We start from the raw sequence: 15,300 nt of genomic DNA on the forward strand, positions 1-15,300 counted from the left end.
GAAGCGTCCGGAAAGCTATGGCACCGGCGCCGGAACCCTGCGCGTTACGAAACGGTCACCTCAGGCCAGCGCGGCCTCGATGGCGCGCACCAGCGCCGCCGACTGGGGCTCCACGCCACTAGGGTAGGTCTGGCGCAGGCCGCCATCCCGGCCAACGAGATATTTGAAGAAGTTCCAGCTCGGCGCCCCGGCCCAGGCGAAGAACGGGTGCGCCTGCGGACCCTTCACATGGCTGATGGCGGCCATCGGGAAGTCGACGCCGAATTCGGCATCGCAAAAGGCTTTGACGGCCTCATTGTCCGCCGCTTCCTGGTTGAAGTCGTTGGACGGGACGCCGACCAGCAGCAGGCCGCGCGCGGCATAGGTTTCGTGCAGCTTCTGCAAGGCCGCGAACTGCGGCGCGAAGCCGCAGAAGCTGGCGGTATTGACCACCAGCAGCGGCTTGCCACGATGCGCGGACAGATCGATCTCCCCGCCTTCGATCGCCGGAAAGCGAAAGTCGAAGCCGCGAGCCGCCGGGGCGGCGGCGGCCAGCAACGGCAGTCCGGCCAGCAGCCGCCGGCGGGTGGGTTCAGCCATAGCGTTCCTCCATCCAGGGGTCGCCCCGGTCGTGGTAGCCGCGGACTTCCCAGAAGCCCGGCTGATTATGGTTCAGGAAGGTGATGCGGCGCACCCACTTCGTGCTTTTCCAGAGATACAGGTGCGGCACCACCACGCGCAGCGGCCCGCCATGCTGCCGGCTCAGCGGCTCGCCTTCCCAGGAATGCGCCAACAGGTTTTCCGGCCGGGCGAAATCTTCCAGCGTCAGGTTGGTGGTGTAGCCGTCATGGGCCTCGAAACTCACGAACTTCGCTCCTGGCTTCAGGCGGACCAGATCCAGCAGCGCGCCGACCGGCACGCCACTCCAGCGGTTGTCGTAGCGCGACCATTGGGTGACGCAATGAATGTCGTTGACGCGTTGTTCCTGCGGCATTTCCTGGAGCCAGGCCCAGTCCATGGTCACCGGGTTCTCGACCAGCCCGTCCACCACCAGGCGGAAGGTGCCCGTGCTGACGTCCGGCTGGATGCCGAGGTCGAGCACCGGGAAATCCCGCACCAGCCGCTGGCCGGGGGGCAGGCGCTGGTCGTGCCCAGCGGTTTCGCCGGTCAGCAGGCGCCCGTCCCGCGCCCAGGCCTGCTTGGTATCCACCAGCTTGCGCTTCACGCCTTCGGGAAGGTCGTCGGCCATCGCAATGCTCCTGTTTCGACGGCATAGGTGACACGCGGCGGCACCGATGCAAGCCCGCCCGCCTTGGACCCAGAGGAACCCATCCATGCGTCATAGCATCCTGGCCCTGGCGCTGCTGTGCGGCGCTGTCCCCGCCCTCGCCCAGCCGGCCCCCGCGCAACCCCGGGCACCGGTCCAGGCCGCGCGGCAGATGGTGGCGGCGGCGCACCCGCTGGCGGCGGAGGCCGGACTGGCGATGCTGCGCGAGGGCGGCACCGCGGTGGATGCGGCCATCGCCGTCCAGGCGGTGTTGACCCTGGTGGAGCCGCAATCGTCGGGCATTGGTGGCGGTGCGCTACTGATGCACTGGAACGCGAGCCGCCGCAGGGTTTCCGCCTGGGACGGGCGGGAAACCGCGCCGGCGGCGGCGACCCCTGCCCTGTTCCTGAAGCCGGACGGCACGCCGCTCGGCTTCTACGAGGCCGTGCTGTCCGGTCGCAGCGTCGGCGTGCCGGGCGTGATGCCGATGCTGGCGGCGGCCCATGCCGTCGAGGGCCGGCTCGCCTGGGCCACGCTCTTCGCGCCGGCGATCCGCTTGGCCGAGCAGGGCTTTCCGGTTTCTCCCCGGCTGGCCGCGCAGATCGCGGCGGAGGCCGACCGCTTGAAGCGCAACCCGGCGGCGGCGGCCTATTTCTTTGCGCCCGACGGCACGCCGTGGCCAGCCGGCCATCTTCTGAAGAACCCGGCCCTGGCGGCGACCTTCCGGGCTTTGGCGGAGCGCGGCGCGGCCGCGTTGCAGGCCGGCCCGATCGCGGCGGACATCGTGTCCGGCGTCGCGGGGCATGGCGGCCAGGGCAACGGCATGACGGCGGCGGACCTCGCCGCCTATGCCCCCAAGCAGCGGGAAGCGCTGTGCGGCCCCTACCGCACCTTCATCATCTGCGGCTTTCCGCCGCCCAGCTCGGGTGGCGTGGCCGTGGCGCAGATCCTGGGCCTGCTGGAGCATTTCCCCTTGTCGCGGCTCGACCCCCGCGGGGTGGACGCGGCCCAGCTGGTCGCGGAAGCCAGCCGCCTCGCCTTCGCGGACCGGGCGATGTTCCTGGCGGACAGTGACTTCATCCCCGTTCCCGTGTCGGGCCTGCTGGACCAGACCTATCTGACCGGCCGGGCGCAACTGGTGGACCCCGACCGCGCGATCGCCACGCCGCGCGCCGGCAACCCCAACTGGCGCGAAACCGCCATGGCGCCGCAACCGGCGCAGCCGGAATACGGCACCAGCCACCTGTCGATCATCGACGCCGCCGGCAACGCGGTCTCGATGACCACCACGGTGGAAGACGCCTTCGGCGCGCGGCTGATGGTGGGTGGCTTCTTTTTGAACAACGAGCTGACCGACTTCTCCTTCCGCCCGGAGGTGGGTGGGCGCCCGGTGGCCAACCGGGTGCAGGGCGGCAAGCGGCCGCGTTCCTCCATGGCGCCGACACTGGTGTTCCAGCGGGACGGCACGCTGTTCGCGGCCGTCGGCTCGCCGGGCGGGGCACGCATCATCGGCTACGTCGCGCGCGCGCTGACAGGGCTGCTGGACTGGCGGCTGGACCCGCAGGCCGCCGTATCGCTGCCGCATGTCGGCACCGTGGGCAACGCGGTGGAGCTGGAAGCCGGCACCCCGATGGCAGCCCTGGCACCCGCACTGCAGGAACGGAGCCAGATCACGGATGCGCGCGAGATGAACTCCGGCCTGCAGGCCATCATCGTCACGCCTGGCGGGCTGCTCGGCGGCGCCGACCCGCGGCGGGAAGGCGTGGCGGTCGGCGACTGACCGCCACGCTGGGCCTCAGGCCTTGGTCGCCTGCGCCCGCAGCTGCGCGATGGTGGCGCGGTTGGTCACCTGCTCGGGGTTCATCCGCACCTCGATCACGGCCGGCTTGCCGCTGGCCACGGCGCGCTGGAACGCCGGCACCAGCTCGCCGTCCCGCTGCACCAGCTCGCCATGGCCGCCGAAGCTTTCGATGAACTTGCTGAAGTCAGGGTTGGTGAGCTTTGTGCCGGATACGCGGCCGGGGTAGGCGCGCTCCTGATACATGCGGATGGTGCCGTACATGCCGTTGTTGAACACCATCACCACCGGGGCGACGCCAGCCTGAAATGCGGTGGCGATCTCCTGCCCCGTCATCAGAAAGCCGCCGTCGCCAACCAGAGCGATGCAGCAGCGGTCGGGAAAGGTGATCTTGGCGCCGATGGCGGAAGGCACCGCGTAGCCCATGGCGCCGTTGGTCGGGCCCAGAAACTCCTGCCGCTCCGCCACGTGCAGAAAGCGGTTGGGCCAGGTCGCGAAGTTGCCGGCATCGCAGGTGAAGATCGTGTCGTCAGGCAGCACCTTCTCCAGAGCCTGCAGCTCGCGCGCCAGATTCAGCGGCCCCTCGTAGTCCGGCGCCTCGGCCTGCTTCAGGCGCGCGGCGTGCAGGTCCTGGGTCCAGACGGCCCAGCGGGCGGGCGCCTGGGGGGCCGGCAGCGCCTCCAGCGCCTCGGCAAAGGCATTCATCTCGGCGGTGATGCCGAGCGCGGGCCGGTACACGCGGCCGATTTCCGCCTGGTCCGGATAGACATGCACGATGGGCGTGGCGCCCGCCATGTCGAACAGCGTGTAGCCCTGGCTCACCGGCTCGCCGATGCGGGTGCCCAGGGCCAGGATCAGGTCTGCCTGTTTGGCCCGCGCCACCAGCCCGGCATCGGCGCCGACCCCAAGGTCGCCGGCGTAATTCGGCAGGCGGCAGTCGAACAGGCTTTGCCGGCGAAAGGCCACGGCCACCGGCAGGTTCCGCGCCACGCAGAACCGCTGCACCCGCCGGCGCGTTTGCTCGGACCAGCGAGAGCCGCCGAGCACCACGAGCGGCCGCTCCGCATGGTCCAGCATGTCCAGCATCTGCTGCATGGCGGCCGGCGAAGGATGGGCGGCCATGATGTTGGCGGGGCCGATGTCAGGTACCGCCACGCGCCGCTTCTGCATTTCCTCGCTGATCGCCACCACCACCGGCCCCGGGCGGCCGCTGGTGGCCACGTCAAAGGCATGGGCCATCAGTTCGGGGATGCGGGCGGCGTCGTCGATCTGCGTCACCCACTTGGCGACGGAGCCGAACATGCGGCGGTAGTCGACTTCCTGGAAGCTTTCCCGGTCCGTTTCCTCGAACGGGATCTGCCCGACGATCAGCACCAGCGGCGTGCTGTCCTGCATGGCGATGTGCACGCCGATGGCGGCATGGCAGGCGCCCGGGCCGCGCGTCACCAGTGCCACGCCGGGGCGCCCGGTCAGCTTGCCATGGGCCTCGGCCATGTTCACGGCGCCGGCCTCGAAGCGGCAGGTCACCAGCTCGATGCGGTCGCTGTTGACGTAAAGGCCGTCCAGGACATCCAGATAGGATTCGCCCGGCACGCAGAAGGCATGGGTGACGCCCTGCGCCACCAGCGCATCCGCCAGGATCTGGCCGCCCGTCCGCTCTTTCAACTGGCTGCCCGCTTTCATGCCGTCCATGCGATGTTTCCTTGTCCCAGGGCGGGGAAGCTATCGCAGCCCCGTGCGGCAGGCCACCCCGGCCTTCCCCCGTGCCGGGGGCTGTGGCAACAGCGGCGGAGCCAGACAGGAGACGCGGCGATGCGGGCGATATTCGTGATGGTGAAGTGCGAGATGGGACAGGCCTACCGCGTGGCGCGGGAAATGGCCGATGGCATCGAGGAACTGTCCGAGATGCATTCCGTGTCCGGGCAATACGACCTGCTGGGCAAGTTCTACCTTGCCGCGGACCAGGACATCGGCCTGTTCGTGGTGGAAAAGGTCCAGACGGTGCCGGGGGTCAAGGACACCTATACCATCCAGACCTTCAACGCCTTTTCTGCCGGCCAAGGTTAAGGCGCCGCAATCGGCCGAACCAGCCGCGAAGATGCCTTGTTTGCGTCTAACCGTTGCCTTGCCGGATTGTCATGTTCCTCCCATCAGGAGGAACAGCCGTCATGTTCAACCGCCGCCTCTTTCCCGCCCTCGCCGTCGCCGGCAGCCTGTTGGTCGCCGGTTGCCAGAACCCCGACGGATCGACGGACTGGGGCAGCAGCCTTGCGCTCGGTGCCGGCGCCGGCCTCGCCACGGCCCTGCTGGTGGGCGCCGCCAGCGACAACGGCCCGCGTTACCACCGCGGCCCGCCACGCGGATACTATGACAACGGCTACCGCGGTGGCCGGGGCTACGGCGGCGGCTACGGTTATGGCCGCCGGGGCGGCTGGTAGCGCCTAGGACGGCGAGGCCATGGTCTGCTGGGCATCGTGCAGCCGGCGGTAGGTGCCGCCGGCGGCGACCAAATCCTGGTGCCGCCCCTGCTCCGCGATGCCGGTGGTATCCACCACGACGATGCGGTCGGCGTCCCGGATGGTCGCCAGGCGGTGGGCGATGATCAGCGTGGTGCGGCCGACCGAGAGTTCCGCCAGCGACTGCTGGATCGCCCGCTCGGTTTCCGTGTCCAGGGCACTGGTGGCCTCGTCCAGGATCAGGATCGGGGGATTCTTCAGGAAGATGCGCGCGATGGCGAGCCGCTGCTTCTGCCCCCCCGACAGCTTCACCCCCCGCTCGCCCACCAACGTGTCCAGCCCCGCCGGCAGGCCGGCGATCACCGTGTCCAGCTTGGCGCGCCGGGCCGCTTCCCGGATCTCCGCCTCGCTGGCGCCGAGCCGCCCGTAGGCGATGTTGTCCCGCAGCGACCCCGCGAATAGGAACACATCCTGCTGCACGATGCCGATCTGCCCCCGCAGGGAAGCGAGCGTCATCGCGCGGATATCGGTGCCATCGATGGTGATGCGCCCCGCTTCCACCTCGTAGAAGCGTGGCAGCAGAGAGCAGATGGTGGTCTTGCCGGCCCCGGACGGACCCACGAAGGCCACCGTTTCCCCGGCCCCGATAACCAGGGAAACGTCCCGCAGCACCGGCTGGCCCGGACCGTAGCCGAAGCTCACATGCTCGAAGCGGATGTCGCCCCGCAACCCCTGCACCTCCACGGCGCCGGGCGCATCGGCGATATCGGGCTCCGTGTCCAGCAACTCGGTATAGCGGCGGAAACCGGCGATGCCCTTGGGGTAGGTTTCCAGCACGGCGCTGATCTTCTCGACCGGGCGAAAAAACACACCGACCAGCAAAAGAAAGCCCACGAAGCCCCCGGCCGAAAGCTGGTCCTGCAGCACGAAGTAGCTGCCGGCGATCATGACGATCATCTGCGTCAGCCGCATGCCCAGGTAGCTGATGGAATTGCTGGCGGCCATGATCCGGTAGGCATCCAGCTTGGTGGCGCGGTAGCGGGCGTTGTCCTCGGCGAACAGGCGGCGTTCGTGGTCCTCGTTGGCGAAGGCCTGGACCACCCGCATGCCGCCCACGTTCTCCTCGATCCGGACGTTGAAGGCACCGACGCGGCCATAGATGGCCTGCCAGGTTGCCGTCATGCGGCTGCCGTAGTGGGTGGACAGCCAGGCCGTGGCCGGCACGATCGCCGCCGTCATCAGCGCCAGTGGCGGATGCACCGCGAACATCAGCGCAAAGGCGCCGACAAAGGTCATGACCGCGATGAACAGGTCCTCCGGGCCGTGGTGGGCCACCTCTCCCACCTCCTCCAGATCCTTGGTCACGCGGGCGACGAGGTGGCCGGTCTTCTGGTTGTCGTAGAACCTGAACGACAGCTTCTGCAGGTGGTCGAACGCCTTGCGGCGCATTTCCGTCTCGATGTTGATGCCCAGCGCGTGGCCCCAATAGGTCACCACCGTCATCAGCCCGGTGTTCAGCAGATAGATCAGCAGCAAGCTAGCGGAGGCCAGCAGGATCAGGCTCCAGTCCTGGCCCGGTAGCAGGTAATCGATGAACCCGCGCACGGCCAGCGGAAAGCCCAGCTCCAGCAGGCCGGACAGCACGGCGCAGCCGAAGTCGAGCAGGAACAGTCCCCGGTGCGGCCGGTAATAGGCGAGGAAGCGCTTGAGCATGGGCGCTGATTACGCCCGATCGAGGCCGACGGGAACCATCCGTCGCCACCCCCCGCCCTTGCCGCGCCCGGCCCCGGATGCGATGGTCCGCGCCAACCAACCACCGGCCCCGAGATGCCGGCGGGGTTGCGCGTTTATGTCCAAACGAGGATCAGCATGGCCAAGATCAAGGTAAAGACCCCCGTCGTCGAGCTCGACGGCGATGAGATGACCCGCATCATCTGGGGGTTCATCAAGGACAAGCTGATCGTCCCCTACCTCGACGTCGACCTGAAGTACTACGACCTCGGCGTCGAGTACCGTGACCAGACCGACGACCAGGTGACGGTGGATGCCGCCAACGCCATCAAGCAGTACGGCGTGGGCGTGAAGTGCGCGACCATCACCCCCGACGAGGCGCGGGTGAAGGAGTTCGGCCTGAAGAAGATGTGGCGCTCGCCCAACGGGACGATCCGCAACATCCTGGACGGCACCATTTTCCGCGAGCCGATCATCTGCCAGAACGTGCCCCGCCTGGTGCCGCACTGGTCCAAGCCCATCGTCGTCGGCCGCCACGCCTATGGCGACATCTACCGCGCGGTCGAGATGAAGGTGCCCGGCCCCGGCACGGTGAAGATGACCTACGTGGCCGAGAACGGTGAGACGCAGGAAATCGGCGAGTTCGACTTCAAGGGCCCGGGCGCTGCCATGATGCAGCACAACCTGAACAAGTCGATCGAGGGCTTTGCCCGCGCCTCCTTCAACTATGGCCTGGCGCGCAACTACTCGGTGTACTTCAGCCACAAGAACACGATCCTGAAGGCCTATGACGGCAACTTCAAGGACATCTTCCGCACCATCTTCGACGCCGAGTTCAAGGCGGAGTTCGACAAGCGCGGCCTCACCTACGAGGACCGGCTGATCGACGACATGGTGGCCTCCGCGCTGAAGTGGGAAGGCGGCTACATCTGGGCCTGCAAGAACTACGATGGCGACGTGCAGTCCGACATCGTGGCGCAGGGCTTCGGTTCGCTCGGCCTGATGACCTCCGTGCTGCTGTCCCCGGACGGCAACACCGTGGAGTCCGAGGCCGCGCACGGCACGGTGACGCGCCACTATCGCGAGCACCAGAAGGGCCGCGAAACCTCCACCAACCCGATCGCCTCGATCTTCGCCTGGACCCGGGGCCTGGCTTATCGCGGCAAGTTCGACGGCACGCAGGACGTGGTGGACTTCGCCAACGCGCTGGAGCAGGTCTGCGTCGAGACGGTGGAAAGCGGCCACATGACCAAGGATCTGGCCGTGCTGATCGGCAAGGACCAGCCCTGGCTGAACACCCAGAACTTCCTGGCCAAGCTGGACGAGAACCTGAAGAAGAAGATGGGCTGAACCGTCCGGCTCCGGCGGTCTGACACGGGCGGGGTGCTTCGGCACCCCGCCTTTTTCGTGCCCGGGCGGTGGCGTGCATGCGCTTGCATGTGCCCGGCGCGCTGCTACGCTTCCTGCAACAAACAGCCGTGCCGCGCAGGCAACGGCCAAGGGAAGAAGGAAGCCTCCGGGATGCTGTCCACCCGCCGCTGCATGATGCTGGCCGCGCTCGGCCTGCCAGCCCTGGCGCGCCGCGCCTCGGCCCAGGCCTGGCCGACCCGCACCGTCCACGTCACTGTCCCATACTCACCCGGCGGCGGTACCGACGTCTTTGCCCGGTTGCTGGGCGAAGGGCTGCGGACCACGGTGGGCCAGAACCTGGTGATCGAGAACCGCGTGGGCGGCAACGGCGTCATCGGCTCCCAGCAGATCTCGCGGGCGGAGCCGGACGGCTATGCGCTGGCGGTGGTGACCAACACGCACACCATGAACAAATACGCCATGCAGTCCGTGCCGTTCGACGGCATCGCCGATTTCACGCCGATCAGCCTTCTGTCCTCGTTTCCCATGGTGATCGCCGCATCGGCCAACGCGCCGTTCAAGGACGTGCGGGAGTTGATCGCCTACGCCAAGGCCAACCCGGGCAAAGTCAGCTTCGGCAGTTCCGAGGCCTCAACTTCCTACGGAGGCAACGAGTTCGCGCGCCTGGCCGGTGTCACCTTCGAGGAGATCGCCTACCGGGGCGGCGCACCGTTGATGAACGACATCGTCGCCGGCAACCTGCCGCTGGGCTGGACCAGCATCCTGTCCGCCAGCTCCTACCTGAAAAACGACCGCGTGCGCATCCTGGCGGTCACCTCCGCCGAGCGCTCCGCCCTGGCACCGGCGATCCCTACGGTGCCGGAAGCGGGGCTCGCCGGATACCAGTATGCCGGCTGGTACGGCATGCTCGGGCCCGCCGGCATGAAGCCGGAGGTGGCAGAGATGATCCATGCCGCGAACCTGAAGGCCATCACGGTGCCCCAGGTGCGGTCGCGTTTCATCGACCTCGGCGCGGACCTGCAGATGCTCGGGCCGCGGGACTTCCACGGCTACCTGCAGCAGGAGGATCGCCGCTGGGCGGATGCCGCTAAGGCCGGGTTGATCAAGCCGCTGCAGTAGCCGCTGCCGCCGCGGCATGGCGCATGCTAGGCAGCGGCGATGGACCTGCCGCTGACGACCCTGGATTACCTCGCCCTCGCCGTGTTCGTGCTGTGCTGGGCCGGGTACGCCATGGTGGTGGACCGCGTGCCGGGCATTCGTGCCCGCAGCGTCATCACCGCCATGGACCAGCACCGGCGCCGCTGGATGCGCATGGTGCTGGTCCGCGAAAACCGCATCGCCGACATCAGCGTCATCGGCAATCTGATGACGAGCACCAGCTTCCTGGCCAACACAAGCATCTTCATCCTGGGCGGCCTGGTGGCCCTGCTGGGGGCGCCCGACATCGGCCGTCGGGTGTTCGGCGCCGTACCCTTCGCCGATGTGCCTGAAGGGGCGGCCGCGTGGGAGATCAGGCTGTTCCTGCTGATCTTCATCTTTGTCCGGGCCTTTTTCGAGCTGACCTGGGCGCTGCGGCAGTTCAACTATTGCAGCATCTGCATTGGCGGGCTGGGCCGTGGCACCGAGTGGACGCCGCAGGCCGATGTGGCAGCCGAGGTCGCCAACCGGGGGGCACGGCATTTCAACACCGGGCTGCGGGCCTATTACTTCGGACTGGCGGCCCTGGCGTGGATCGTCCATCCGGTGGCGCTGATGCTGGCCAGCCTGCTTGTGCTGTCCGAGCTGCACCGGCGCGAATTCCGGTCCGTCGTGCGCGATGCGCTGCTCATCCGGCCGCCTGCGGATTGCCCCTGAACACGGCAAGGGCAGCATCTGCCCACGGAGGCAGCAGACCGCATCTGGCAGGGTGATTTCGCTGTTCCCGCACTGCTTGACCATCCCCTCCCCGCCCCGTCCTCTTGCGCGGAAACGGAGGCCTCAAGCCATGCAACGTCGTCACCTGATGCTCGCCGCCGGCGCGGCGCTGTCCCTTCCCGCCATCCGCCCCGCGGCGGCGCAGGCGGCACCGGTCCGGTTCGCCCTGGACTGGGCCCTGCAGGGCAACCACGCCATGTGGGTGCTGGCGGACGACAAGGGCATCTTCCGGGACAACGGCCTTTCGGTGAAGATCGATCGGGGCTTCGGCTCGGGCGACACGGCGGTCAAGGTGGCGGCCGGTGCCTACGACCTCGGCTTCACCGACATCAGCACCGCCGTGAAGTTGAATGCCGAGAACCCGGACAAGCGGCTGGTTTCCATCTATCAGGTGTTCGACCGCACGGCGGCGGCGCTGATCACGCTGAAGGGCCGTGGCATCGCCGGGCCACGGGACGTGGCCGGCAGGAAGCTGGGCTCGCCCGAGGGCGAAGGCAGCCGGATGATGTTTCCCGCCTTCGCCAAGGCCGCCGGAATCGACGCCGCCAAGGTGAACTGGACCAGCATGGCGGCCAACCTGCGCGACACCATGCTCGCGCAGGGCCAGGTGGACGCGGTGACCGGCTTCCTGTTCACCACCTACTTCAACCTCGTCGGCATCGGCATCCCCGAGGACAACATCCTGGCCTGGCCCTATGCGGAGAACGGGCTGGACCTCTATGGCTCGGCCGTCGTGGCGCGTGCCGACTGGCTGGAAAAGAACCCGCAGGTCGCCGCGGCCTTTGTGAAATCCTCGATCCTCGGCCTGCGGGCGCTGCTGGCCGACATCCCCGGTGGCATGGCGGCGATCCAGAAGCGCGAGGCGCTGTTCGACACGGCGCTGGAAGCCCGCCGCTTCGCCATGACGCGCGACCGGTCGATCCTGACACCCAATGTCCGGCAGCACGGCATCGGCTACCTCGACATGGCGCGGGCCGAAACCCTGATCCGGGTCAATGCAGAGGCCTATCGGGTCGCCAACCCACCGAGCGCCGCGAGCATGTTTACCGACAAATTCCTGCCGCCCGCGTCTGAGCGGCAGGTCTGACAGCCAGGGCTTCCGCAACCAAGCCGGCCACCGGGGCGTCACCTTCCAGGACCAGGAGGCGCCCATGACGCGGATCATCATTACCCTTGCGGCTGCTTTGCTGGCCGGCGCGGCGCAGGCCGCGCCGGTGCGGGAAGCGGCCACCGGCCTGATTGTCGATCCGCCCGCTGGCTATGCCGTGCAGGCACAGGCGCCCGACCAGCAGCATGCCGCGCGATTGTCGGTCAAGCGACCGACCGACACGGATGGCGGCTGCCAGATCGGCTTTTCAGCCACGGCCGCGAATGCCCGCTTCACCCAGCCGCAGATCAACGCAATCACCGGCGGCAGCGCGTGGCAGGATGCCGCCAAGGCGGCCCTTGCCCCCGTCTACGACATCACCGAAACCCGCGTCGTGGATTTCGGCAACACGCGCGGCCTGGAATTGCAGGCCGATTTCAAGCAGCGCCGCGAGCTACCACCGCGCGCGCAGCAGGTCCGTTCCTACTTCGCCATCATGGAAACGCCGCGCGGCCGGACCACCGTGGTGTGCGTGGCTGACCGTTCGGACTTCACTGCTCGGTTGTCTGACTTCACCGCCATCGCCCACGGCACCACGCCACCCTGAGCCAGGCAACCGAACGGCAGCTTCGCTTTCATGGGGCGTTCGGGTCGCCAGGCGCCGTTTCCCAACCCAACCCGACCAGCGCCGCGATGCGCCGCCCCGCGGCATCGGGGCGGCACACGATGGCCCCCTGCTCCTCCATGTACGACAAGAGCCGCCGGGCCCGTCCGACGGAGCGTGTGCCATAGGCCTGGGCGATCACCGCGTCCGACGGGCAAGGTGCCCGCTCCAACGCCGTGCGGGCGAGTAGCAGGAACACGCCCTGCACATCCTCCGGCAAGGTGGCGGCCCGCTCCTCCACCTTCGCCCACTCGTCGCTTTCCGCCGCGGCGGCACTGATGCCGGCGCGGGCCACCGCCAGCAGCCGGCGGAAGGCCGGGATCTCGGGAGGCTTGCCCGGCACGGCATGGATGCGCAGCCGGACCAGGAAGTCCTGGTACAGCACGGAGACGCTGCGGAAGGCCGCCTCCGGTTCCGCCAGGATCTGGCGCAAGATGCCATCCAGCTGTGCCTTGCGGGCGATGACATCTTCCGGGCTGGGTGGCGCCTCGGCACGCGGGGGTGCCGCGGCAGGGCGGGCCTGGGCCAGCTGCGCCAGGATATCCGGCGGCGGGGCGGCGGGGCGCCTTGGCGGCGGGCGCACCGGGTCCGGCTGCGCGGCCGCGCTCATCACCAATTCCCGCGCATCCTCGGGCGCCGTCTGCGGCAGCGGGATCAGCGAGGGATTGGTGCCGCGCGATTCGGTTTCCACCACGCCGATGCGGATCGGCAGCGGGCGGCGTGACAATGCGGGGCCGAGCGCCACGAAGCTGCCGCGCGGCAGGTCACGGAACATCTCTGCCTGCCGCCGCTCCATGCCCAAGAGGTCGGCGGCCCGCGCCATGTCGATATCCAGGAAGGTGCGGCCCATCAGGAAGTTGGAGGCCTCGGCGGCGACGTTCTTGGCCAGCTTGGCCAGCCGCTGCGTCGCGATGATGCCCGCCAGGCCGCGCTTGCGCCCGCGCGACATCAGGTTCGCCATGGCCCCCAGCGAGGCCCGCCGCGCCTCGTCCGATACCTCGCCGGCGGCGGCGGGCGCGAAGAGCTGCGCCTCGTCCACCACCACCAGCATGGGCGCCCAGTGATCCCGGTCGGCATCGAACAATCCGCCTAGAAATGCTGCGGCGTGGCGCATCTGCCCGTCGGCATCCAGCCCTTCCAGGTTCAGCACCACGGACACCCGGTGGGTCCGCACGCGATCGGCGGCGCGTTGCAGCGCTGCCTCGCTATGCTCGGCCGCGTCGATCACCAGGTGGCCGAAGCGGTCCGCCAGGGTCACGAAGTCCCCTTCCGGATCGATCACCGCCTGCTGCACCCAGGGCGCGGACTGCTCCAGCAGCCGGCGTAGTAGATGCGACTTGCCGGAACCGGAATTGCCCTGCACCAGCAGGCGGGTGGCCAGCAGTTCCTCCAGGTCGAGGCTGGCCGGCTGCCCGGTGGTGGTGGTGCCCATCTCGATGCCGACTGTCATCCCGCTCTCCGCTGCGAGGCAGGGGTATAGACCCGCCCCGCCGGGCTTGCCATTCGCGCCAGGGGTCTGGACGATGGCCGGATGAACCGAATGATGATCACCGGCGTGCGGGTCCTGACACCCGACGCGACCGAAGCCCCCTTCGCCTCCCTGCTGGTGGAGGACGGGCGCATCGCAGCCGTGCTGCCGCCCGATGCCGCCATCGCGGATGCCGCCCTCCATGATGCGAGCGGCCGCCTGGTCATTCCGGGGCTGGTCAACGCGCATACGCATGGCCACGGCGGCCTGGCCAAGGGGTCGGGCGACAAGTGGGACCTGGCGCTGTTGCTGGCCCACGCACCCTGGGTCAGCGGCGGCCGTGGGCTGGACGACAAGCGCCTGTCCACCACGCTGGCGGCGGTCGAGATGCTGAAGAAGGGCTGCACCGCGGCCTTCGACCTCGCGGCGGAATTTCCCGCCCCCACGCCCGATGGTCTGGACGCCATGGCGGAAGCTTACGGCGCCGTCGGCCTGCGTGCCGTGCTGGCCCCCATGGTCGGCGACCGGACCTTCTTCCAGGCCACGCCAGGGCTGCTGGACGCATTGCCGGACCAGCACCGCGAGCGCGCCGGCGGCCTGCGCATGCCGCCGGCGGAAGACATCCTCCAGGCCATAGGGTCCGCGGCCCGAAACTGGCGCCATGGCGCCGCCGGCGTGCAGCTGGGTGTCGCCCCCACCATCCCGCTGCACTGCTCAGATGCCTTCATGCAGGGCTGCCAGCGGCTAGCTGAGGAATTCGGCCTGCGCATGCAGACCCACGTCTCCGAGGCCCGCTACCAGGCAGCGGGGGGCGAGGTGCAGTACGGGTCCACCCTGCTGGCCCAGATGGACCGGCTGGGACTGGTGACCGAGCGCTTCAGCGTGGCGCACGGCGTGTGGCTGACGCCGGAGGATCTGGCGCTGATGGCGCAGCGTGGCGCAGGGCTGGCGCACAACCCGGGTGCGAACATGCGCCTGGCATCCGGCATCGCACCCGCCCGGGCGGCCATCGCGGCCGGCGTCACGGTCGGCATCGGCACAGACGGCTCCTCGTCGTCCGACAACCAGAACATGTTTGAATCGATGCGCCTCGCCGCCTTCGCGTCGCGGCTGTGGGAAGGTGCGGAGGAAGCTGACTGGCTCGGCACCGCCGAGACGGTCCGACTGGCCACGGCAGGTTCGGCGGCTCTGCTCGGCCTTGATGCCGGCAGCATCGCGCCCGGCAAGCTGGCGGACCTCGTGTTTCTGGACCTCGACCACGTGAACTGGCTGCCGCTGAACAACGCCGCCAACCAGTTGGTCTGGACCGAGGACGGCAGCGCCGTGCGCGATGTCATGATCGGTGGCGACTGGAAGCTGCGGGACGGCAAGGTGTTGGGCGTGGACGAAGCCAAGCTGGCCCGGGATGCCCGCGCCGCCGGGACCAGGCTGGCGGAAGCCAATGCCGCGACGCGCGAATGGTGCGAGGCCGTCGCCCCCTTCGTCGCCTGCCACTGCCGCGCTCTGGCCGGCCGCTTCACCCGCGTGCAGCGGTTGCTGCGCGCCGACTGAGCAGCACGCAACGC

The 15,300-nt window shown here is 68.8% G+C and carries 14 protein-coding genes; 9 read left to right on the forward strand and 5 right to left on the reverse strand.

The window, feature by feature from the left end:
• Positions 1-60: 60 nt before the first annotated feature.
• Together IAI59_RS12520 and IAI59_RS12525 are read right to left on the reverse strand one after the other, a co-directional pair.
• Positions 61-579, reverse strand: coding sequence for a glutathione peroxidase (locus tag IAI59_RS12520; RefSeq protein ID WP_207418352.1), 519 nt, complete (start codon positions 577-579; stop codon positions 61-63).
• A complete protein-coding gene (locus tag IAI59_RS12525) occupies positions 572-1,228 on the reverse strand; it encodes a sulfite oxidase-like oxidoreductase (protein ID WP_207418348.1) in 657 nt (218 codons plus the stop codon). Before IAI59_RS12525 ends, IAI59_RS12520 begins: the two co-directional genes overlap by 8 nt.
• An 85-nt stretch (positions 1,229-1,313) precedes the next feature.
• On the opposite strand from IAI59_RS12525, the gene ggt reads away from it, so the two are divergent.
• Complete coding sequence (gene ggt, locus IAI59_RS12530) at positions 1,314-3,026, forward strand: gamma-glutamyltransferase (protein WP_207418347.1); 1,713 nt, start codon at positions 1,314-1,316, stop codon at positions 3,024-3,026.
• Between the two features lie 15 nt (positions 3,027-3,041).
• Here ggt and IAI59_RS12535 read toward each other — a convergent pair whose 3' ends face one another.
• Positions 3,042-4,736 carry a thiamine pyrophosphate-dependent enzyme gene (locus IAI59_RS12535; protein ID WP_207418342.1) on the reverse strand — a complete coding sequence of 565 codons (1,695 nt, stop codon included), beginning with the start codon at positions 4,734-4,736 and terminating at the stop codon, positions 3,042-3,044.
• Positions 4,737-4,856: 120 nt separating this feature from the next.
• On the opposite strand from IAI59_RS12535, the gene IAI59_RS12540 reads away from it, so the two are divergent.
• Both IAI59_RS12540 and IAI59_RS12545 read left to right on the forward strand, forming a co-directional pair.
• Positions 4,857-5,111, forward strand: a complete 255-nt coding sequence (locus IAI59_RS12540; RefSeq protein ID WP_207418340.1) for an Lrp/AsnC ligand binding domain-containing protein — start codon at positions 4,857-4,859, stop codon at positions 5,109-5,111.
• 101 nt (positions 5,112-5,212) lie between these two features.
• Positions 5,213-5,482, forward strand: a complete 270-nt coding sequence (locus tag IAI59_RS12545; RefSeq protein WP_207418338.1) for a hypothetical protein — start codon at positions 5,213-5,215, stop codon at positions 5,480-5,482.
• 3 nt (positions 5,483-5,485) lie between these two features.
• On the opposite strand, the gene IAI59_RS12550 is transcribed toward IAI59_RS12545, so the two are convergent.
• A complete protein-coding gene (locus IAI59_RS12550; protein ID WP_207418336.1) occupies positions 5,486-7,213 on the reverse strand; it encodes an ABC transporter ATP-binding protein in 1,728 nt (575 codons plus the stop codon).
• A 156-nt stretch (positions 7,214-7,369) separates the two neighbouring features.
• Between IAI59_RS12550 and IAI59_RS12555 the strand changes: the two genes are divergently transcribed.
• The 5 genes from IAI59_RS12555 (at position 7,370) to IAI59_RS12575 (ending at position 12,210) form a co-directional block, all read left to right on the forward strand.
• Positions 7,370-8,581, forward strand: a complete 1,212-nt coding sequence (locus IAI59_RS12555; RefSeq protein ID WP_207418334.1) for an NADP-dependent isocitrate dehydrogenase — start codon at positions 7,370-7,372, stop codon at positions 8,579-8,581.
• 171 nt (positions 8,582-8,752) lie between these two features.
• A complete protein-coding gene (locus IAI59_RS12560; protein WP_207418331.1) occupies positions 8,753-9,721 on the forward strand; it encodes a Bug family tripartite tricarboxylate transporter substrate binding protein in 969 nt (322 codons plus the stop codon).
• Between the two features lie 39 nt (positions 9,722-9,760).
• Positions 9,761-10,456, forward strand: coding sequence for a DUF599 domain-containing protein (locus tag IAI59_RS12565; protein ID WP_207418330.1), 696 nt, complete (start codon positions 9,761-9,763; stop codon positions 10,454-10,456).
• Between the two features lie 130 nt (positions 10,457-10,586).
• Entirely contained in the window at positions 10,587-11,603 is a 1,017-nt protein-coding gene (locus IAI59_RS12570) for an ABC transporter substrate-binding protein (protein WP_207418329.1), read from the forward strand.
• Positions 11,604-11,667: 64 nt separating this feature from the next.
• Positions 11,668-12,210, forward strand: a complete 543-nt coding sequence (locus IAI59_RS12575; protein WP_207418328.1) for a hypothetical protein — start codon at positions 11,668-11,670, stop codon at positions 12,208-12,210.
• Positions 12,211-12,238: 28 nt separating this feature from the next.
• Here IAI59_RS12575 and IAI59_RS12580 read toward each other — a convergent pair whose 3' ends face one another.
• Positions 12,239-13,717 (reverse strand): helicase HerA domain-containing protein, encoded by a 1,479-nt coding sequence (locus IAI59_RS12580; RefSeq protein WP_207418327.1) that lies wholly within the window; start codon positions 13,715-13,717, stop codon positions 12,239-12,241.
• Positions 13,718-13,807: 90 nt separating this feature from the next.
• Here IAI59_RS12580 and IAI59_RS12585 point away from each other — a divergent pair, with 90 nt between their 5' ends.
• On the forward strand, positions 13,808-15,286 hold the full coding sequence (locus tag IAI59_RS12585) for an amidohydrolase family protein (protein ID WP_237180835.1): 1,479 nt from the start codon (positions 13,808-13,810) through the stop codon (positions 15,284-15,286).
• Positions 15,287-15,300 lie beyond the last annotated feature (14 nt).

Origin of the sequence: Roseomonas haemaphysalidis (assembly GCF_017355405.1) — a bacterium.
Classification (GTDB): Bacteria; Pseudomonadota; Alphaproteobacteria; order Acetobacterales; family Acetobacteraceae; genus Pseudoroseomonas; species Pseudoroseomonas haemaphysalidis.

Bases quoted from the DNA above. Each gene is read 5' to 3' on its own strand.
- IAI59_RS12575 (WP_207418328.1), top strand. From the start codon at position 11,668: ATGACGCGGATCATCATTACCCTTGCGGCTGCTTTGCTGGCCGGCGCG.
- IAI59_RS12535 (WP_207418342.1), bottom strand. From the start codon at position 4,736: ATGGACGGCATGAAAGCGGGCAGCCAGTTGAAAGAGCGGACGGGCGGC.
- IAI59_RS12565 (WP_207418330.1), top strand. From the start codon at position 9,761: ATGGACCTGCCGCTGACGACCCTGGATTACCTCGCCCTCGCCGTGTTC.
- IAI59_RS12545 (WP_207418338.1), top strand. From the start codon at position 5,213: ATGTTCAACCGCCGCCTCTTTCCCGCCCTCGCCGTCGCCGGCAGCCTG.
- IAI59_RS12525 (WP_207418348.1), bottom strand. From the start codon at position 1,228: ATGGCCGACGACCTTCCCGAAGGCGTGAAGCGCAAGCTGGTGGATACC.
- IAI59_RS12580 (WP_207418327.1), bottom strand. From the start codon at position 13,717: ATGACAGTCGGCATCGAGATGGGCACCACCACCACCGGGCAGCCGGCC.
- IAI59_RS12540 (WP_207418340.1), top strand. From the start codon at position 4,857: ATGCGGGCGATATTCGTGATGGTGAAGTGCGAGATGGGACAGGCCTAC.
- IAI59_RS12585 (WP_237180835.1), top strand. From the start codon at position 13,808: ATGATGATCACCGGCGTGCGGGTCCTGACACCCGACGCGACCGAAGCC.
- IAI59_RS12555 (WP_207418334.1), top strand. From the start codon at position 7,370: ATGGCCAAGATCAAGGTAAAGACCCCCGTCGTCGAGCTCGACGGCGAT.
- IAI59_RS12550 (WP_207418336.1), bottom strand. From the start codon at position 7,213: ATGCTCAAGCGCTTCCTCGCCTATTACCGGCCGCACCGGGGACTGTTC.
- IAI59_RS12570 (WP_207418329.1), top strand. From the start codon at position 10,587: ATGCAACGTCGTCACCTGATGCTCGCCGCCGGCGCGGCGCTGTCCCTT.
- IAI59_RS12560 (WP_207418331.1), top strand. From the start codon at position 8,753: ATGCTGTCCACCCGCCGCTGCATGATGCTGGCCGCGCTCGGCCTGCCA.
- ggt (WP_207418347.1), top strand. From the start codon at position 1,314: ATGCGTCATAGCATCCTGGCCCTGGCGCTGCTGTGCGGCGCTGTCCCC.
- IAI59_RS12520 (WP_207418352.1), bottom strand. From the start codon at position 579: ATGGCTGAACCCACCCGCCGGCGGCTGCTGGCCGGACTGCCGTTGCTG.